This is a genomic window from Caulobacter sp. DWP3-1-3b2 (assembly GCF_049896325.1).
Lineage (GTDB): Bacteria > Pseudomonadota > Alphaproteobacteria > Caulobacterales > Caulobacteraceae > Caulobacter.
This window is the reverse complement of record NZ_JAFCUB010000026.1, coordinates 1-18567: the sequence shown is the minus strand read 5'-3', so window position 1 is coordinate 18567 and position 18567 is coordinate 1. Positions and strand designations below refer to the sequence as shown.

At 65.6% G+C, this 18567-nt stretch carries 19 protein-coding genes and 1 tRNA gene; 12 read left to right on the top strand and 8 right to left on the bottom strand.

Annotation, left to right across the window (positions count from 1 at the left end; translation table 11 throughout):
* The first annotated feature begins 92 nt into the window (after positions 1–92).
* The 4 genes from ACP7AG_RS15415 (at position 93) to ACP7AG_RS15400 (ending at position 3958) form a co-directional block, all read left to right on the top strand.
* A complete protein-coding gene (locus tag ACP7AG_RS15415; protein ID WP_426015173.1) occupies positions 93–410 on the top strand; it encodes an Mpo1-like protein in 318 nt (105 codons plus the stop codon).
* An 85-nt stretch (positions 411–495) separates the two neighbouring features.
* A complete protein-coding gene (locus ACP7AG_RS15410) occupies positions 496–2484 on the top strand; it encodes a methylmalonyl-CoA mutase family protein (RefSeq protein ID WP_426031862.1) in 1989 nt (662 codons plus the stop codon).
* A gap of 212 nt (positions 2485–2696) precedes the next feature.
* Positions 2697–3149 (top strand): HlyD family efflux transporter periplasmic adaptor subunit, encoded by a 453-nt coding sequence (locus tag ACP7AG_RS15405; RefSeq protein WP_426015169.1) that lies wholly within the window; start codon positions 2697–2699, stop codon positions 3147–3149.
* A gap of 119 nt (positions 3150–3268) precedes the next feature.
* Complete coding sequence (locus tag ACP7AG_RS15400) at positions 3269–3958, top strand: imm11 family protein (protein WP_426015167.1); 690 nt, start codon at positions 3269–3271, stop codon at positions 3956–3958.
* 262 nt (positions 3959–4220) lie between these two features.
* Here ACP7AG_RS15400 and ACP7AG_RS15395 read toward each other — a convergent pair whose 3' ends face one another.
* Complete coding sequence (locus ACP7AG_RS15395) at positions 4221–4691, bottom strand: DUF4188 domain-containing protein (RefSeq protein WP_426015165.1); 471 nt, start codon at positions 4689–4691, stop codon at positions 4221–4223.
* Positions 4692–4733: 42 nt separating this feature from the next.
* Between ACP7AG_RS15395 and ACP7AG_RS15390 the strand changes: the two genes are divergently transcribed.
* From ACP7AG_RS15390 to ACP7AG_RS15380, 3 genes are all read left to right on the top strand, one after another.
* On the top strand, positions 4734–5324 hold the full coding sequence (locus ACP7AG_RS15390; RefSeq protein WP_426015163.1) for a TetR/AcrR family transcriptional regulator: 591 nt from the start codon (positions 4734–4736) through the stop codon (positions 5322–5324).
* Between the two features lie 116 nt (positions 5325–5440).
* Positions 5441–5731 (top strand): nucleotidyltransferase family protein, encoded by a 291-nt coding sequence (locus ACP7AG_RS15385; RefSeq protein WP_426015161.1) that lies wholly within the window; start codon positions 5441–5443, stop codon positions 5729–5731.
* Positions 5732–5770: 39 nt separating this feature from the next.
* Positions 5771–6067: a DUF86 domain-containing protein gene (locus tag ACP7AG_RS15380; protein ID WP_426015228.1), complete on the top strand. Its 297-nt coding sequence runs from the start codon at positions 5771–5773 to the stop codon at positions 6065–6067.
* Here the strand turns inward: ACP7AG_RS15380 and ACP7AG_RS15375 are convergent.
* Positions 6064–7440, bottom strand: coding sequence for an MFS transporter (locus tag ACP7AG_RS15375; protein WP_426015159.1), 1377 nt, complete (start codon positions 7438–7440; stop codon positions 6064–6066). The genes ACP7AG_RS15380 and ACP7AG_RS15375 overlap by 4 nt on opposite strands.
* 122 nt (positions 7441–7562) lie before the next feature.
* Here ACP7AG_RS15375 and ACP7AG_RS15370 point away from each other — a divergent pair, with 122 nt between their 5' ends.
* A complete protein-coding gene (locus ACP7AG_RS15370; RefSeq protein WP_426015156.1) occupies positions 7563–8315 on the top strand; it encodes an extensin family protein in 753 nt (250 codons plus the stop codon).
* A 9-nt stretch (positions 8316–8324) separates the two neighbouring features.
* Here ACP7AG_RS15370 and ACP7AG_RS15365 read toward each other — a convergent pair whose 3' ends face one another.
* Positions 8325–8798 (bottom strand): SRPBCC family protein, encoded by a 474-nt coding sequence (locus ACP7AG_RS15365; RefSeq protein WP_426015154.1) that lies wholly within the window; start codon positions 8796–8798, stop codon positions 8325–8327.
* Positions 8799–8963: 165 nt separating this feature from the next.
* Here ACP7AG_RS15365 and ACP7AG_RS15360 point away from each other — a divergent pair, with 165 nt between their 5' ends.
* On the top strand, positions 8964–9731 hold the full coding sequence (locus ACP7AG_RS15360; protein WP_426015153.1) for an SDR family oxidoreductase: 768 nt from the start codon (positions 8964–8966) through the stop codon (positions 9729–9731).
* 204 nt (positions 9732–9935) lie between these two features.
* Entirely contained in the window at positions 9936–10193 is a 258-nt protein-coding gene (locus tag ACP7AG_RS15355; protein ID WP_426015151.1) for a GlsB/YeaQ/YmgE family stress response membrane protein, read from the top strand.
* A gap of 169 nt (positions 10194–10362) precedes the next feature.
* On the opposite strand, the gene ACP7AG_RS15350 is transcribed toward ACP7AG_RS15355, so the two are convergent.
* From ACP7AG_RS15350 to ACP7AG_RS15340, 3 genes are all read right to left on the bottom strand, one after another.
* Positions 10363–12756 (bottom strand): putative bifunctional diguanylate cyclase/phosphodiesterase, encoded by a 2394-nt coding sequence (locus ACP7AG_RS15350; RefSeq protein ID WP_426031860.1) that lies wholly within the window; start codon positions 12754–12756, stop codon positions 10363–10365.
* A 174-nt stretch (positions 12757–12930) separates the two neighbouring features.
* Positions 12931–14763 carry a translational GTPase TypA gene (typA, locus tag ACP7AG_RS15345; protein ID WP_426015147.1) on the bottom strand — a complete coding sequence of 611 codons (1833 nt, stop codon included), beginning with the start codon at positions 14761–14763 and terminating at the stop codon, positions 12931–12933.
* 770 nt (positions 14764–15533) lie between these two features.
* Complete coding sequence (locus ACP7AG_RS15340) at positions 15534–16454, bottom strand: N-formylglutamate amidohydrolase (RefSeq protein ID WP_426031858.1); 921 nt, start codon at positions 16452–16454, stop codon at positions 15534–15536.
* Positions 16455–16631: 177 nt separating this feature from the next.
* Here ACP7AG_RS15340 and cpdR point away from each other — a divergent pair, with 177 nt between their 5' ends.
* Both cpdR and ACP7AG_RS15330 read left to right on the top strand, forming a co-directional pair.
* The gene (cpdR, locus tag ACP7AG_RS15335) at positions 16632–16988 is read left to right on the top strand and encodes a cell cycle two-component system response regulator CpdR (protein WP_426015143.1); all 357 of its coding nucleotides are present in this window, start codon (positions 16632–16634) and stop codon (positions 16986–16988) included.
* Positions 16989–17097: 109 nt separating this feature from the next.
* Positions 17098–17172 (top strand) — tRNA-Val (locus ACP7AG_RS15330).
* Positions 17173–17348: 176 nt separating this feature from the next.
* Here the strand turns inward: ACP7AG_RS15330 and ACP7AG_RS15325 are convergent.
* Positions 17349–17921 (bottom strand): hypothetical protein, encoded by a 573-nt coding sequence (locus ACP7AG_RS15325; protein WP_426031856.1) that lies wholly within the window; start codon positions 17919–17921, stop codon positions 17349–17351.
* Complete coding sequence (locus tag ACP7AG_RS15320) at positions 17918–18430, bottom strand: glycoside hydrolase family protein (RefSeq protein ID WP_426031854.1); 513 nt, start codon at positions 18428–18430, stop codon at positions 17918–17920. The genes ACP7AG_RS15325 and ACP7AG_RS15320 overlap by 4 nt, the downstream gene beginning before the upstream one ends.
* Between the last annotated feature and the right edge of the window lie 137 nt (positions 18431–18567).

Here is an 18567-nt window from a genome sequence, read left to right as displayed (position 1 = left end):
CGATCGTTTGGCGTTGAGCGCGGCAGGCGCCTATGGCAGTCAAGGCGACACACGGTTCTTGCCCTGACAAGCCTATGGGCGGAACATCGGGGATGAGCACGCAAGACGAACCCGGGCGATATCGCAGCTTCGCCGCCTTCTACCCTTTCTATCTGAGCGAACACATCAACCGCACCAGCCGCCGGCTGCATGTGGTCGGAACGAGCTTGGTGATCGCCGTCCTGGCCTGCGGGTTTCTGGTCGACTGGCGGTTCTTCATCGCCGCCCCGCTGATCGGCTACGGCTTCGCCTGGGTGGGGCATTTGGTGTTCGAGAAGAACCGGCCGGCGACGTTCAAATATCCGCTCTACAGCCTGGCCGGCGACTTTCGGCTGTGGTTCGAGGTTGTGACGGGCAAGCGACCCTTCTGATCGCCTTCGCTCCTGCGATATTGCGTCGCAGCAAAACCCGGTTCATGATCGGCGGTAATCAAGAACGATAAACGGGAAGCGCAGGATGACGACCAAGCCGTTCCAGCACGCGCCGGACGCGCCCTGGATCTTCCGCACCTATGCGGGGCACTCCACGGCCGAGAAGTCGAACGCCCTCTACCGCGCCAACCTCTCCAAGGGTCAGACGGGCCTGTCGGTGGCCTTCGACCTGCCCACCCAGACCGGCTATGACGCCGACCATATCCTTGCGCGCGGCGAGGTCGGCAAGGTTGGCGTGCCGATCAGCCACCTGGGCGACATGCGCCAGCTGTTCGACCAGATCCCGCTGGAGCAGTCCAACACCTCGATGACCATCAACGCCCCGGCCGCCTGGTTGCTGGCGATGTATGTGGCGCTGGGCGACGAGCAGGGGGCCGACCGTCGCCTGCTTCAGGGCACCACCCAGAACGACCTGATCAAGGAATATCTGAGCCGCGGCACCTACATCTTTCCGCCCGGCCCCAGCCTGCGGCTGATCGGCGACATGATCGCCTGGTGCTATATCGAGGTGCCCAAGTGGAACCCGATGAACGTCTGCAGCTACCACCTGCAGGAGGCCGGCGCGACGCCGGAGCAGGAACTGGCCTTCGCCCTGGCCACGGCGATCAGCGTGCTCGACACCGTCAAGGCCGGCGGCCAGGTGCCCGAGGAAGACTTCGAGATCGTCGCCTCGCGGATCAGCTTCTTCGTCAATGCCGGCGTGCGGTTCGTCACCGAGCTTTGCAAGATGCGCAGCTTCACCCGGCTATGGGACCAGATCCTGCTGGAGCGCTATGGCGTGCAGGACAAGAAGGCCCGGCGCTTTCGTTATGGGGTGCAGGTCAATTCTCTTGGACTGACCGAGCAGCAGCCTGAGAACAATGTCTACCGCATCCTGATCGAGGCGCTGGCCGTCACGCTGAGCAAGGACGCCCGCTGCCGGGCCCTGCAGCTGCCGGCCTGGAATGAGGCGCTCGGCCTGCCGCGGCCGTTCGACCAGCAGTGGTCGCTGCGGCTGCAACAGGTGCTGGCCTACGAGACCGACCTGCTGGAATACGAGGACCTGTTCGATGGCTCCCACGTGGTCGAGGCCAAGGTCGCCGAGCTGTCGGCGGGCGCCTTGGCGCAGCTGGCGCTGATCGACGCCATGGGCGGGGCCTCCAACGCCATCGACTACATGAAGGGCGAACTGGTCGGCTCCAACGCCAAGCGGGTGCGCTCCGTCGAGACCGGCGACATGACCGTGGTCGGGGTCAATCGCTGGACCGACACCGAGGCCTCGCCGTTGTCGGCGGGTGAGAGCAGCATCGAGACCGTCGACCCGCGCCTGGAGGCCGGGGTCGTCGAACGCCTCAAGGCTTGGCGCGCGGCCCGCGACCCTGTCGCCGCCGAGGCCGCCCTGGCTGACCTCAAGGCCGCCGCCGCTGATGGCCGAAACATTATGGAACCCTCGATTACCGCCGCCAGAGCCGGCGTCACCACCGGCGAATGGGCCGGGGCTCTCCGCGAGGTGTTCGGCGAGTATCGCGGCCCCACCGGCGTGGCGGTGGTGGTCTCGACCGGCGACGCCGAAGACGTGGAATCGGTGAAGCGCGAGGTCGAGCGAGTCTCCCAGGTGCTGGGTCGCACCCTGACCTATCTGGTCGGCAAGCCCGGTCTGGACGGCCACTCCAACGGCGCCGAACAGATCGCCACCCGGGCCCGGGCCTGTGGGATGGAAGTGATCTATGACGGCATCCGCTCGACCCCCGACGAGATCGTCCGGCGCGCCAAGCAGGGCCGCGCCCACGTGGTCGGGCTGTCGATCCTGTCAGGCTCGCACCTGGACCTGGTGCAAGAGGTCATCCGCGTGATGCGCGCCGAGGGCCTGGGCCACATCCCGGTGGTGGTCGGCGGCATCATCCCCGAAGGCGACGCCCTGGTGCTGAAACAGATGGGCGTGGCGCGGATCTACACCCCGAAAGACTTCAAGATCACCGAGATCATGGGCGATGTGGTGCGGCTGGTGGAGGCCGCGGCGCTGGCGGAGGCCTGAGGGGGCATCCGCGAACTTCGCGGCCATCTGGCTTGGGAGAGTGATCTGGGCGCGTTGCGAACTGGTCGCTGACCCGTCGCGCCCGCCGTCTGGATCGATGGTGATCGTGCGTCCCGAGAGATCAGGCGCGGGGCGCTCTCACCGAGGCGCAGGCCAACCGCCGGCTGCCCGGCGAGGAACTGACTAAGGCCAGCGACAAGGCAGGTCTCACCGTGCTGACCGCGCCGCAGGACGGGGTGATCCAGCAGATGCAGGTCCACACCCTGGGCGGGGTCGTCAAGCCGGCCGATCCCCTGATGGTGCTGGCGCCCAAGGGCGGCGAGCTGATCATCGAGGCCCGCGCCCAGAACCGCGACGCCGGCTTCGTCCACGAGGGCCAGAGCGTCGAGGTCAAGCTCGAAGCCTATCCGTTCACCCGCTACGGAATTGTGCACGGGGTGATCGAACATGTGGGCCGCGACGCTGTGCAGGACGAAAAGGAAGGACTCGTCTTTCCCGCCATGGTTAAGCTGTTGCAACCTTGGATCATGATCGAGGGTCAACGCGTACCGCTAGCTCCGGGCCTGGCGGCCACCGTCGAGATCAAGACCGGTGAGCGCCGGATTATTGGGTTCCTGCTGTCGCCGTTGGCGCGGCGGGTGAAGGAAGGCGGGCGGGAGCGGTGAATCACAAGAGCGCAACGATTATGGGGTCTCGACGAGCCAATTGGGTCGAGTGCATTTGCGACGCACAGCTGGACTCCCAGCCTGGCAGTTACGGTCAACAGTTTGGAGCTATCAACTCTATGTCCAATCCTTCGATCTCCGAGATGCGCGGGCTTGTGAAGCTTCGTGAGAAACGAACGTTCGCGCGAAGCATCCAGCCCGCGGACCCTGTCGGGCGCTTCATGAGCGTCCACGCGAACTACGACTACGGGCAAGATTTGCTGGTCTGGGAAAATGCTCTTCCCATGATGGAGGCGCCGTACGTGGGCAATCGATACCAGCAACATCGCGGCTTGGATGCCGTGGCGGATTTTGACCTGACTTTTCGGGGCAAGGAGAGCGAAGTCATCGACTTTTATGCCCCGGCGGCGGACATCTTCATAGTGTCTGACAAGGCGTTGGAAATAATCGAGGGTCTTGACCCTGACGCCGTGGAGCTACGGCGGGCCACGTTAAAGGGCAACGGCTTCGCGCGCCCCATGAATGTCATTATGCCCGGTCGCCTCATCGAGGCCGTGGATCCTGATGCCTCGGATGTCACCGTCCATTACAAGGAAACTGTCCCTGGCGTCTCTGCCATAAGGGTAAACTTTCCATCTGGTGTAATTTTTAAGAAATTAAGCCCTGAAATCCATGCATTTAAAGATTTGGATATAAAAGACTGGTTTTGGTCACGAGAATTACTCGAAACGGCGAAAGCATGTGGCGTTCTCGGCCTGTACGCTAAGCACCCGTCCGGGCAATCCATCTATGAGAATTTATATTTATAAGCCTGAATATTATAACGTCTGATCAAAAAAGTGAATCTTTAGATAATTATACGGGATGAACAATGGCCACTCCGGGTAGCGTTACGGTAAAATTTCGCGGAACAACTACTCGGCCACTGCGCGCGACGGGGAAAATCCCGTTCAGCTCGGTCACGCTTCCCAGTGGATTCCAGAAGTCGGAAACAGGGACACACACTCATTTCGGGAGCCCCTGGAACACGGGGTCGGCGTTGCGCCGGTCTGGCTTGAAAGAGCGTGTTCTTCACCTGACACCGGCCTCCACCCGCGCCCGCGCGGTCATGAACGGGCCGACGGGGGCGAGGGGCGGGGCGAACAGGGCAAGGCCGGTGGGCGGCATGTCGAGATAGATCGCCTCCATGCCGCCGTTGCGCCGGTAGGTTTCGTGCCAGAAGCCGACGCCCTGGCCGTCCTTGAGAAAGTCACGCCACCAGGTCTTGTGCGGCGCGCTGCGGGTGAAGCGTTCCAGGCTGTCCATGTCGCGCCAATATTGCCGCATGCCGAAATGGTTGAGGCCGTAGACCAGGTTTTCGTGGGCCAACAGGCCGTCTGGCTTGTGGCGGACGATCTGGTTGAGGTCCGGGCCGATGCCGACCATGGCCTTGAGGCCGCGCCAGCGGTTCAGGCGGATGCCCAGATAGATCACCACCAGGTCGGGATAGGCCGAGAGATCGACCGAGACGCGCGTCATGGCGGTGGAGGCCTGGGATTGCATCACGCCGTCTCCTGATGTTTATGGCGTATACATAGCGACGGGATGTGTACGCTGTCAACATCAAAGGCCCCCTATCACCATGGCGATCTACGCGCGGCCCTGATTGCGGCCGCCGAGACGTTGCTGACCCGGATGGGGCCCTCCGAACTGTCGCTGCGCGGCGTGGCGCGGGAGGCCGGCGTCTCGGCCATGGCGCCCTACCGCCACTTCGCCGACAAGGACGCGTTGCTGGCCGCCGTGGCCGGAGACGGCTTTCGCCAGTTCGAGACGCGGTTGAACCAGGCCACCTCCGCCGCCCCGAACGCCAGGGCCGGATTGATCGCCCAGGGCGTCGCCTATGTGCGGTTCGCCCATGACCAGCCGGCGCTGTTTCGGCTGATGTTCGGGCCGTTGATCACCAAGGCAGTGGCCTTGGAGCATCTCGACCGCGATAGCGCCCCGGCCTTGGACGCGCTGCGCGGCGCGGTCGCCGCCGCCTATCCGCAGGCCGATACCGCGCGGCGAGACGATTTGGTGCTGACCTGCTGGTCGCTGGTGCACGGCCTGGCGGGTCTGATCGTCGACGGCCGGCTGCCGGCTTCGGCGGAGGTCGCCGAAGCCATGGCGGCGCGGGTGCTGCGACTGTTGCCGTGAGGGGATCCTCGCCGCTGCGAAACGGGCGAAAGGCTTTACATCGCCTTGGCCGACGCATTCTGCAGTTACTTTCCGGACCGAATGCCCCGTTCCGCTTTCGTGCTATACGTCTCGGCATGACCCTCGAAGACGCCCTTGCCAGATTGCGCGCGGCCAAGCCGCTGTTGGATCGTTACGGCGTCCAGCGGGTCGGCGTGTTCGGCTCGACGGCGCGGGGCGAGGCGGGGCCCGATAGCGACGTCGACGTGCTGGTGGAGTACGGGCCCGCCACGCTTCCGGGCTTTGGCTTCTTCAGATTGGAACGCGATCTGGCGGCCTTATTCGGACGGCCGGTCGATCTGGTTACCCAGGATGGGCTGCATGAACTGATCCAGGCACGGGTGATGGACGAGGCCGTCTTTGCGTGATCCCGCCGACAGTCTCTATCTGTCGCGCATGCTCCAGCGATCGGGGGTATTCGGCTCTACACACGCGGCATGGATCAGCCGGCTTTTCTGGCCGATCCCTTGGCTTGCGACGCCGTGGCCATGAACCTGCTGGCCATCGGCGAAAACGCTTCCAAGATTTCTACAGCGGTTCGAGCCCTGGCGCCGGACGCCGACTGGCGCGACGCGATCAATCTTCGTCACCGCATCGCCCACGGCTACGATGATCTCAGCTTCTCGGTTCTTTGGTCCATCGTGGTCGTTGAACTCGATCCGCTCGCGGAGGCGGTCGCAAGGATCACCCTCTCGGACGCCTAGTCCCGCCCCAGCCGCCAAGCCGCCGCCAGTCCCACCAGCGCCAGCGGCGCGAACGCCGCGAAGAGCCATAGGCCGTGGGCTTGGCCGCTGGCCGGCGTCACCCCGCCGGCGAACCCCAGCGCATTGGCCAGCGCCCCGGCCGCCGCCGCGCCGGCCGCGCCGCCGATCAGCTGGGTGGTGGGCACGGCGGCCGAGGCCAGGGCCTGTTCGCCCTCCGGCGCGCCGCCGATCACCCGCTTGGCCAGGAAGGCCCAGCAGATCCCGAAGCCCGCGCCCAGGGTGAACATCGACGCCACCACGCCCCAGAGCCCGCCGCGCACCATCTCGACCGCGCCCCAGGCGACACCGACCGCGATGACCGCCGCGCCCAGCCGGATGGCCTGGCCCTCGTGCTTGGGCTTCAGCCCCGCCACCGCGAACGAGAAGCCCGTCCAGCCGGCGGCGATGGCCCCGATCACATAGCCGCTCAGCAACGGGCTGGCGCCATGCAGCGCCTGGATGAAGGCCGGGCCATAGACCGAGAAGCCCATCGTCGCCGCCTCGCAGAAGAAGATCACCATCAGGCCCAGCCCCGTGGCGGTGGTCAGGTCGCCGGCGGCGCGGGGCAGCAGGCGGTCCTCGGCCCGGCCGTTGACCAGCAGCAGGGCCGCCAGGGCCGCCACGCCGAAGAGCGCGCAGAGGCCGGCGGTGAGATGTCCCGGCACGACCCCGGCGGCGGCGATCAGCGACACGCCGACCACCAGCAGGGCCAACTGGCGTCCGGGGATTCGGCCACCCGCCGGAGCCTTGGGCGCGGCTGGAACCATGACCAGCACCGCGCCGACGAAGATCACGCCCTGCGCCACGAACAGCCAGAACGCCCCGCGCCAGAAGCCCGCCTGCGCGAACAGCCCGCCGCAGAGCGGACCGAGCAGCGTCGCCGCCCCCCAAACCCCGGCGATCGCGCCATAGACGCGGGGCCAAAGGCTCTCGGGGAACATCGCGCTGATCGCCACATAGCACAGCGACACGATCGCCCCCGCGCCCAGGCCCTGAACGAGGCGGCCGGCCACGAAGGTCAAAAAGTCCGGGGCCAGCGCGCCCATGGCGCAGCCGAGGGCGTAGAGCAGGCCGGCCAGGGCGGTGGCGTTGCGCAGGCCCAGGCGGATCGAAAGCTTGCCCGCGCAGGCCCCCGCCAGGATCGAGCCCAGCAGGAAGGCGGCGATCGACCAGCCGAAATATTGGTAGCCGCCGATCTCGCGCGCCACGCTGGGCATGATCGTCACGGTCACCAGGGTGTCGGCGGCGTTCAGCCAGATCCCCAGGCACAGCAGGGCGAAGCGCGGCGCCATCTCGGCGTTGAGCAGGGCGCGCCAACTGTTCGGCGTGGGCATCAAGGACCTCCAGGGAGGCGCTACATGCCCTCTCGGGATCGCCTAGCCAAGCCTTGGCGGTTGAACCGCACGCCGTGGTCATGCTTGGGTGCAACATTAACCCTTCGAGCGCCCCCCCGCCCATGGCCTATCGCGTCCCGCGCCATCCGCGTGTCGAGCATCGCACGCGCCACCAGAACAGGCTGGCGGGCCTGACGGCGCTCGTCCTGCTCTGGGTCCTGGTGCTGATCATGGCCCTGGTGGCCGATCGCAGCATCGCGCGCCAGCACCTGCCCTGGAAGCCGCTCAGCGTGGTCGATCCGGTGGGCATGGCCACGCGGATCAAGGCGGCGCGGGCGGGCAGCGATCCGGTGATCTGTCGGGCCATCCTGCGCAAGGCTGGCCTGACCTATGCGGACCTGCCGGAAAAGACCGATGGCGGGTTCTGCGTGGTGCGCGACGCCCTGCGCATCGACAGCGGCATGGCGCCCCTGTCACCGACAGATGCGCCCATGGTTTGTAAAGAGGCCCTGGCCCTGTCGATCTGGGAGCGCCAGGTGGTCCAGCCGGCCGCCTATGAGGTGCTGGGCCAGGGTGTAGTGTCGATGGAGCACTACGGCACCTATTCGTGCCGGCGCATGTACGGCAAGGCGGAGGGACCGGTCAGCGAGCACGCCAGCGCCGACGCGATCGACCTGGCAGGCTTCAAGCTCGCCGACGGCCAGACGGTGTACGTGGCCCGCGACTGGAACGATCCCGGGCCCAAGGGGCAGTTCCTGCACCGGGTGCGCGATGGAGCCTGCCGGGTGTTCCTGACCACGCTGAGCCCCGACTACAACGCCCAGCATCACGACCACTTCCACCTCGACATGGCCGGCTGGAACAAGTGCGCCTGAGGCGTCGCCTTACAACGTCTTCGCGACCGCCGTCATCTGATCGGCCGCGATCCCCCAGCCTTCCTTGAACCCCATGGCCTCGTGGGTCTGACGATCCTCGACGGTCCAGTGGCGGGCGGTGGCGGTGTAGCGGGTCGTACCGTCGCCCAGGTCTTCAAACTCGACGATACCGACCATGAAGGGCTTTTGTGACGGAACCCAGGTCGAGGTGAAGGCGTCGGTGAACACGATGCGGCGGTTCTCGACCACCTCCAGATAGACGCCTGGATTGACGACCTCTTCGCCGTTCGGCCCCTTCATGGTGATCACGCTATTGCCCCCGGTGCGAACGTCCATTTCGGCGTGCGACACGACCCAGGGCGGCGGGCAGAACCACTTGGGCAGCAGTTCCGCCGTCGTCCAGCATTTGAAAAGCTTGTCGGCAGGGACGTCGATGACGCGGGTCAGCACGAGTTCGCGGTCGCTGGCGTTGTCGGTGGTCATGACGCTCTCCAGGGATTTTTAGTGTTGTGCCCGAAGGACGGCCGGCGCGTCTCGGCTCCGACATCGGAGGCGGCAAATTTCGTCGATGCTTGACCGGTGGGCTGGCCTAGGGCCAATCTATGGGCAATTCAAACGATCGTTTTGAAAGCCCTGGGAGCCATCGCCATGACCACCCTCTTCGACCTGACCGGCAAGGTGGCGATCATCACCGGCAGCTCACGCGGCATTGGCAAGGCTATCGCCGAGCGGATGGCCGAGCATGGCGCCAAGGTGGTGATCTCGTCGCGCAAGGCCGGGCCTTGCGACGAGGTGGCCGCGGCGCTCAACAACAGGCATGGCGCGGGAACCGCTATCGCCGTGCCCGCCAACATCGCGGCCAAGGAAGACCTGCAGCGGCTGGTCGACGAGACCCGCGCGGCGTTCGGCAAGATTGACATCTGCGTCTGCAACGCCGCGTCCAATCCCTATTACGGTCCGCTGGCCGGGATCGCCGACGACCAGTTCCGCAAGATCCTCGACAACAACATCATCAGCAATCACTGGCTGATCTCGATGGTCGCCCCGGAGATGCGTGAGCGCAAGGACGGCGCGGTGATCATCATCAGCTCGATCGGCGGCCTGCGCGGCAACGCCATCATCGGGGCCTACAATATCAGCAAGGCCGCAGACTTTCAGCTGGCCCGCAACCTGGCGCACGAGTTTGGGCCCGACAATGTGCGGGTCAATTGCATCGCGCCGGGCCTGATCAAGACCGACTTCGCCAAGGCCCTGTGGGACGATCCGGCCACCCTGGAGCGCGCGACCAAGGGCGTGCCGCTGCGCCGCATCGGCGAGCCCGACGAGATCGCCGGCGCGGCCGTCTACCTGGCCTCGAAAGCGGGAACCTTCATGACCGGCCAAGCCCTGGTGGTGGACGGCGGCGCGACCATCTAGAGGTCCCCGACAACACCACCGGACACTTCACCAAGCGGGTTCAACGCCCGCCGAAGCGCATCGTTTTGCTCCGAATCAGGACGGCGTAGCCCGGCTTCGGCCAGGCCTGAGCGTCGCCCTTCACGTCGATACGCGGGCTGACACGCAACCATCGTCGCCCGCCAGGCATTTGGCAGGCGAACTTGGCTGTTAGGGAACACTGACATGAGCGGCGTAGGCTTTATTGGCGCGATTATCATCGGCATCTTCGCCGGCTGGATCGCCGAACAGATCATGGGCCGCAGTCACGGCCTGATCACCAACTTGATCGTTGGCCTGGTGGGCGCGCTGATCGGCGCGTTCCTGGCCAGCATGTTCAACATTCACTTCATGGGCTGGATTGGCAGCCTGATCGTCTCGACCATCGGGGCGATCGTGCTGCTGTTCATCCTCGGCCTGTTTAGCGGCCGGCGCCGGATCTAGCTTCCAAGAGTGTCATCCCGGACAAGCGTTCAGCGCGCCGATCCGGGATGACAACCGTTTGATATTCTGAAGCATTTTCGAGCGAAGTGGTCCCGGTTCGCGTGAAGAAAAATGCGTCAAAACAAAAGACTAGAGCTCACGGCCTGACGCAGTCAGGTCGGGAAATGCTCTAGCTTGCCCGGGCGGCGACCGCAGCCGCGTCGTCCAGCACTTCGCGTCGCAGCCGCTGGGCGGTATTGCCCAGGAGGAAGCCGGGGATGTCGGCCATGGGCATGGGCCGGCCAAACAGATAGCCCTGGAAGTGGTCGCAACGCATGTCCTCGAGGATCAAGGCCTGCTCGGCGGTCTCGACGCCTTCGGCGGTGACTTCCAGGTTCAGTGTGCGGCCCAGCAGGGTGATGGTGCGCAGGATGTCGGTGATGGCCGGATTTTCGGACATCTCGGCGATGAAGGTCCGGTCGATCTTGATCTTGTCGAACGGGAACCGCCACAGATAGGCCAGGCTGGAATAGCCGGTGCCGAAGTCGTCCATGGCGATGCGCACGCCCAGGGCCTTCAGCGCCGTCAGCTGCTCCACGGTGCCGGCGGTATCGGAGAGCAGCAGGCCCTCGGTGATCTCCAGCTCCAGGCGCGACGGCGCCAGGCCTGACGTGCCCAGGGCGTGGCGCACTTGGTCGACGAGGTCGCCGGTGGCGAACTGGTTGGGCGACAGGTTGACCGCCACCTTCAGGTGGTCGGGCCACGAGGCGGCTTGGGCGCAGGCCTCGTTCAGCACCCATTCTCCGATCTTGCAGATCAGTCCCCATTGCTCGGCGCATTCGATGAAGTCGTCGGGGCCCACCACGCCGCGGCGCGGGTGTTGCCAGCGCAGCAAGGCCTCGAAGCCGGTGGTCTCGTGTTCCTTGGCGCCGATCAGCGGTTGGAAGAACAGCTTGAGCTCGCCGTTCTTCAAGGCCGCGCGGAGGTCGATCTCGAGCGACCGGCGTTCCTGGGCCCAGATGTCCATATTGGCCTCGAAGAAGCGATAGGCGCCGCGACCGTCGCCCTTTGCGCGGTAGAGGGCCAGGTCCGCGTTCTTCAGCAGGGTGTCGGGGTCGCTGGCGTCGGCCGGGGCGATGGCGATGCCGACGCTGGCGCCGATCGACACATGGTGCTCGTGCAGTTCGAAGGCCTCGGCCAGGGTGTCGACGACGGCCTGGGCCAAGGCGCCGAGCGCGGCGGGGTCGAGGTTGTCGCGCACCACCACGGCGAACTCGTCGCCGCCCAGGCGGGTGACGATCCCCATGTCGCCCACGCAGGCGCGCAGGCGGGCGGCCGCTTCGACCAGCAAGGCGTCGCCGATCGGGTGGCCCAGGCTGTCATTGACGCCCTTGAAGTGGTCGAGGTCGAGACACAGCACGGCGCAGCCGGTGGTCTCGCCGTCGGCGCTCCAGGCTCCGCCCAGAGCCTGCAGGAACGACAGGCGGTTGGGCAGGCCGGTCAGAACGTCGTAATGGGCCAGGCGGCGGATGCGCTCCTGGTCCTTGCGGGCCTGGGTGACGTCGGCGCCGACGCCGCGAAAGCCGGTGAAGACCCCGTCCACATCGTGGATCGGCTTTGCGGTCAGCGACCACCAGTGGATCGCGCCATCGACCACGATGGTCATCGACACGTCGCGGAAACCCTTCTGGTCGGTCAGCAGACCCGACAGGGTGGCGGCCAGGCCGTCCGGCACCTCGGCCAGCTCTGCGCCCAAGCTGCCGACATTGCGGCCGATCAGCGAGTCGCGCGTCACGCCGGCCGCCTCGGCCATGCGCTCGGACACATAGGTCAGGTCGCCGGTGGCGTCGATTTCCCACAGCCAGTCGTTGGAGCCCTCCTCGAAGTCGCTGAGCAACAGGCTGACGACCTTTTTCTGGCGTTCCAGTTCCTCGCTGGTGACGAACCGCTCGACGAACACCTTGGCGTGCAACAGGCAGGAGGTAACCACCACCAGGTAGCAAAAGATTAGCAGGCCCGCCAAGGCCAGCAGGATGGGCTGGCCGCTGGTCAGCAGCACGAACAGCGAGCCGACCACCAGCGGCGTCGTATAGGCCAGGGCGGCCATCGGCAGGGTCAGTAGGGCGAAGGCGCCGCAACCGATCATCCCGGCCATCAGGGCCACGATCAGCATGCTCATGTGGATGCCGGCGGTGTCGTCGAAGGCGAACATCGGCAGCAGGCCCCACAGGCAACCCAGCAGGCCCGCTTGCAGCGCCACGCGCCGCGCGCCTCGGGCCGACACGGTGTTCTTGCCGCCCTTGCGGCGTTGAGCCGCGGTCCAGCCGCGCAGGCCCAGCAGGGCGTAGCCGATGACCACGGCGGTCCAGAGGATCAGGGCGTTACGGTGGTAGCCGCCAAAGCCAGCCACGCAGACCAGAATGGCGTTGACGATATTGGCGCTCATCATGACCGGCGTCAGGCGCAGGATGCTCTGAAGTTGCTCCATGCGAACGCGGCCGGCGATAGCCTCGGGGACCGGTGGAATCAGCCGCGACACCAGGCGGCCGGGTCCTCCGAGGACCATCGAGGTGAGAGTGGTCATGCGCAATGTGCGGCCCCGAGATCCGGAATGCCCCCCATCCCGTGCCGGCAGCCTACTGATGGTCTCTGAAGCCCCGGTTAATCGTGCCGTGACCATTGGACGCAGGAAAAAGGCCGCCATCCCGGAGGGCGGCGGCCTTCTTGATCGTCTGCTCCGGAATGCTCCGGGAACCGACTATTCTTCCTTGACGCGACGCTTGCGGAACGACGGGTTCAGCACCTGCTTGCGCAGGCGGATGTTCTTGGGCGTCACTTCCACCAGTTCGTCTTCCTCGATGTAGGCGATGGCCTGCTCGAGGGTCATGCGGCGCGGCGGGGTCAGGCGGACGGCTTCATCCTTGCCCGAGGCGCGGATGTTGTTCAGTTGCTTGGCCTTCATCGGGTTGACGTCCATGTCATCACCCCGGGCGTTTTCGCCGATGATCATGCCCAGATAGGTCTTCTCGCCGGCGCCCACGAACATGACGCCGCGATCTTCCAGGTTCCACAGCGCGAAGGCGGCGGTTTCCCCGTCCGAGTTGGAGATCAGCACGCCCTTGCGCTGTTGGTCGAGCGGGCCCTTGTAGGGCTCATAGTGGCTGAACACGCGGTTCAGCACGCCCGAACCGCGGGTGTCGGTCAGGAACTCGCCCTGATAGCCGATCAGCGAACGCGACGGGGCGATCAGCGAGATGCGGGTCTTGCCGGCGCCGGACGGACCCATGTCCTTCAGCTCGGCTTTGCGCTGCGACAGCTTCTCGATGACGATGCCCGAGAACTCGTCGTCGACGTCGATCATGACGTCTTCCATCGGTTCTAAGCGCTTACCGGTTTCCGGGTCGATCTGGTACACCACGCGCGGACGGCTGATCGACACTTCGAAGCCTTCGCGACGCATGTTCTCGATCAGCACGCCCAGTTGCAGTTCGCCGCGGCCGGCCACCTCATAGGCGTCGCCCTCGGTGGACTCGGTGACCTTGATGGCCACGTTGGATTCGGCTTCCCGCAGCAGGCGGTCGCGGATGACGCGGCTTTGGACCTTGTCGCCTTCCTTGCCGGCCAGCGGGCTGTCATTGACCGAGACGCTCATCGAGATGGTCGGCGGATCGATCGGCTGGGCGGGCAGGGCCTCGGTGACGTCCAGGGCGCACAGGGTGTCGGCCACCGTGGCCTTCGACATGCCGGCGATGGCGATGATGTCGCCCGCTTCGGCTTCGTCAACCGGCTGGCGCCTGAGGCCGCGGAAGGCCAGCACCTTGGTGATGCGGCCGCGCTCGACTTCCTTGCCGTCACGGTCCAGGGCGTGGATGGCCATGCCGGGAACGGCCTTGCCGCTCTCGATGCGGCCGGTCAGCAGGCGGCCCAGGAACGGGTCGGCTTCGATCAGCACGTTCAGGATCTGAAACGGCGCGTCGACCTTGGCGATCTGCTTGGGTTCCGGCACGTGGCGGACGATCAGGTCGAACAGCGGGGCCAGGTTATCGTTAGGGACGTTCAGGTCCATCGTCGCCCAGCCGGCGCGGCCCGAGGCGTAGATGTGCGGGAAGTCCAGCTGCTCGTCCGTCGCGCCGATGGCGGCGAACAGGTCGAACGCGGCGTTGTGGACCTTGTCCGGATCGGCGTGGGCGCGGTCGACCTTGTTGATGCAGAGGATCGGGCGCAGGCCCATCTTCAGCGCCTTGGTCAGCACGAACTTGGTTTGCGGCATGACGCCTTCCTCGGCGTCGACCAGCAGGACGCAGCCGTCCACCATGCCCAGGATGCGTTCGACTTCGCCGCCGAAGTCGGCGTGGCCGGGGGTGTCGATGATGTTGATGCGGGTTTCCCCGGCTTCACCGTTCCACAGGACGCTGGTGCACTTGGCCAGAATCGTAATGCCGCGTTCGCGCTCCTGGTCATTGGAGTCCATGGCGCGTTCGGTCGTCGCCTCATTGGCGCGGAACACGCCAGACTGGGCGAGAAGCTGATCGACGAGAGTGGTCTTGCCATGATCGACGTGCGCGATGATGGCGATGTTTCGCATGGACATGGAGAAGGCGGGCTTTCGGGGAGAAGAGAAGTGGTTTGACGCTGTGCGCGTGAGGCGCGCGGCTTTTACGCGACTGCGCGACGTTTATCCACCCCACCTCTGCGCAAGGCTTTGACGTGGAAACCGGTGTCAGCCGCAAACCCCTTAATTTTATGGGGTTTGCGAAAGTTACGAGCGGATGTCGTTTCTCTCGCAACCAATTGTGCACTGCAGCATTGCGCCGAAATATGGCGAAGCTTGGCGATCGGCGTCCGCTAAACCTTATGTTACAAAGGATTTCTAAGCTTGAGTGCGACAAAAAGTGACAGCGTTGCCGAACATTTTGCTTGATGCATTTCGCACCGCACCCTATAAGCAACCTGTGAGGCGGCCTCGCCGCCTCTGCCCTTCCTGGGCGTTTCCTCCCTAATGAACTGCCCGGCTTTCGAGCCGGGCTTTTTTTTGGTCTGTGCCCTGGGCGGCTAAAAACCCTCTCTCTTTGAGTGAGGGAGGGGTCCGCCGCCCCAGGCGGTGGGAGGGTGAGAGGTTTCACGGCCAACCGGAAAAGCTCGATACCTTTATTTGATCAACCGGTGCCGGGCGCGGGATCTCAAGGCAGTCCCAGTATCCATACGCCGGCGCGGGTAGGCGCGTTGTGCAAGGCATCCAGGCGGCGCCTTGGTCTGAGAGGGTGTAACCTCTCACCCTCCCATCGCTGCGCGATGGGCCTCTCTCTCTCTCTCTCTCTCTCTCTCTCTCTCTCTCTCTCTCTCTCTCTAAGAGAGAGGATTTCAGAGCAACTCAGCCCAATCCGTCGCGGCCAACTGCCGGGTCACCGTCTCGATGTCCGCCTTCAGGCCCGCCAGACCCTCGGTCGGCTCGCGCGTGGTCTCGTTCATATAGAGCGCGCGATTGATCTCGACCTGGATGGCGTGGGTGCGTCGGGCGGGGCGGCCGTAGTGCTCGGTGGTATAGCCGCCGGCATAGGGCGCGTTGCGGGCGACGCGATAGCCCAGCGTCTCCAGCGCCCTTTCAATCAGCCCGGTCATCTTGGGCGAGCAGGCCGCGCCGAAGCGATCGCCCAGCACGATGTCGCACGGACCGCCGCCGCGCGCCCGGTGGCCGCGCGCCGCCGCCGCCGGCATGGAGTGCCAATCGACCAGCACCGCCAGGCCGTGGGTGTTGCGCGCCTGGGCCAGCAGGCGATCCAGCGCGTCGTGATAGGGGCGGTGGGCGGTGTCGATCCTGAGCTTGGCCTCGATGAAGGTGAGCTTGCGGGCATAGATCGGGCGGCCTTCGCCGGCCACCCGGGCAATCGTCCCCAGTCCGGCCGCCACGCGCGCCGTGCGGCCTTGGGCGAAGTCGGGCAGTTCGTCCTCGAACATCGCGGGATCCAATTCCCAGGCGTCGCGGTTGCAATCGACATAGGCCCGCGCCAGCCGGGCCCGGATCACATTGGCCCCCAGGGCCGGCGCGCCGCCGATCAGGTCATCGACGAAAGCGTCCTCGGAGCCGCGCAACTCGCGAGCCTCCAGCCGGGCGGCGGCCATCATCTCGGGCGGATAGAGCTTTCCCGAGTGGGGCGAGGCGAAGACCAGGGGCGTCGGCGGCGGCAGACCCTCGGGCGCGGCGCGCAACACTTCGAAGGCCGGCGAAAAGCCATGCTCCGCCGTCGCCGGCGTTTTCGAAGCGATCTGCTCCCATGCGGTCATGGACTTATTGTCGCGGCCCTGCGCGCCGGGGTCAAACGACAAGGCCGCAGCGTTATAGAGACAGGACCGGGCGCCCAGGCTTTAACTGTGGACGGTCGGCGGTAATTCATTCGCGATTTACCGTCCTTCTCTAGATTCCTCCTTTCCAATCCCGACGTTCGCCCGGAAACTGACCGCATGGCCCGCATCCTCCTCGCCGAAGACGATGACTCCCTTCGCGGCTTCCTGGCCCGCGCCCTGGAGCGGGCTGGCTTCGAGGTCCAGGCCTGCGCCGACGGCGAAGAGGCGGTCCAGCACCTGGACACCCCCTGGGACCTGTTGCTGACCGACATCGTCATGCCCGGCATGGACGGCATAGAGGTGGCCCGCCAGGCCGCCGCTCGTGATCCGTCCCTGCGCATCATGTTCATCACCGGCTTCGCCGCCGTGGCCCTCTCGGCGCAGGACCGCGCACCCGCCGGCGCCAAGGTCCTGTCCAAGCCCGTGCACCTGCGCGACCTGGTCTCCGAAGTCGAAAAGATGATGGCCGCCTAAAATTTTCCCAGGCGGCAAGCAAGGCGGCTTGCGCGATCCAGAAGCCGCCGCTATACCCCCACACCTTCCCGCCCGGGACGCTTTTAGAGCGCTCCAGGGCCGCTTTGGCGGACGCGTAGCTCAGCGGGAGAGCACCTCGTTGACATCGAGGGGGTCACAGGTTCAATCCCTGTCGCGTCCACCATTCCTTTTCCCTTAAATAAATCAGTCGCTTGCAGGCACCCTTGGTGCACCTTTCCGGTGTTGCTTGTCGGCTTTGCCCCCCGAGATGCCCCCCAGGTACTCGTCCCTAAACGCGAAAAAGCCCGCCACCCCGTGAAGGATGGCGGGCTCATGTTGTAGCTCAGCCGAGGCGAGCGGTCAGGGCGCGGGTTGGTGCACCTTGGTGTTTTTGGACCAGAGTTCGGCCTGACGAGGGTACCATATTCGCCAGGCTTTCACTTCCGCAACGGCGGTGTGGAAGGCGGCGGCGTTCGATAGGTCGTTCCGGGCAAGGTCAGAGAGGACCAGACCGGAATCGGCGTCGACAGATCCACCGGCGCCGGCGGGAACGGGATCGACACCAGCGCCGGCCGCATTGCGCAGCTCGACATAGCCGCGGCTAATGACACAGCGGCGATCGGCTTGAGAAGAGACATAGGTCGGTACCTTCTGCTGCAGTTGGTAGGTAAGAGCGACGTTGCGGTTCAGGGCCGCGTTCAGGGCCTGCTGGGCACGCGAACTGACGGCGACGCTGGCCTTGGCCGCCCTTGCCGCCTCTCGGGTCGCCACGGCCACGCGCTTGACCTCTGCGGCCTTTTCACGATCGACGCCTGACGACACTCCGCCCTGATAGAGCAGAGCGCCGATGATCATCAGACCCGAAGCGAAGAACAGCGCGTGGCCGAGCGGGGTTTTCAGGAAGCGCCAGACGGCGACGAGGGTGGCGATCATGACCAGGACCCCTTGAGCATGGCGGCCGACAGGCGGGTGGCACGCTCACCGACCTGAGCGTTCCACCTGCCCTCACGCAGCAGATCGTTGGCGGCGGCGGCATAGGCTCCGGCCTGAATGTGAGCGAGGGTCGCCGGCCACTTGAGCAGGCCCGGAACGCCGAGGTTGAAGGCGAGGTTCAGGACCACGTCGGCGCGGACGGGATCAAGGCGCGCGACCCACGGCAGGGCCTCAATCAGATCGCGCCAATGGGTTTCGATGTCGGCCGTCAGAACCGCCTCGGCCTTGGCCAGGGTCCACACCTCGCCCGGCTGCACGTCATGGGCGTGGCCGTAACCGTTGGTCCACGGCCTGCCGCTGAAGGCCTGCCAATTCGGAACCGATCGGTATTGCTCCGCCTTCAGATCGCGCCGCCTGCATTCTTTGGCCAAGGGGCTCAGCGGGTCCGGATAGGCGACGAGGCGCAGGCCTTCGTCCAGCTTCAGGCGACCCACGCCGGCGGGGGTCATGGCTTCACCTCAGCGCTTGGCGGCTTTCCGCTTTCGACGGGCGGCGGAGGCGAGGCGCTGCGCGACCACCACTTACCCCCCGCATCGGTAGGCGCCTGACCCAGGATCGCGCCGACAGCCGCCGTCACGGTGGCGAC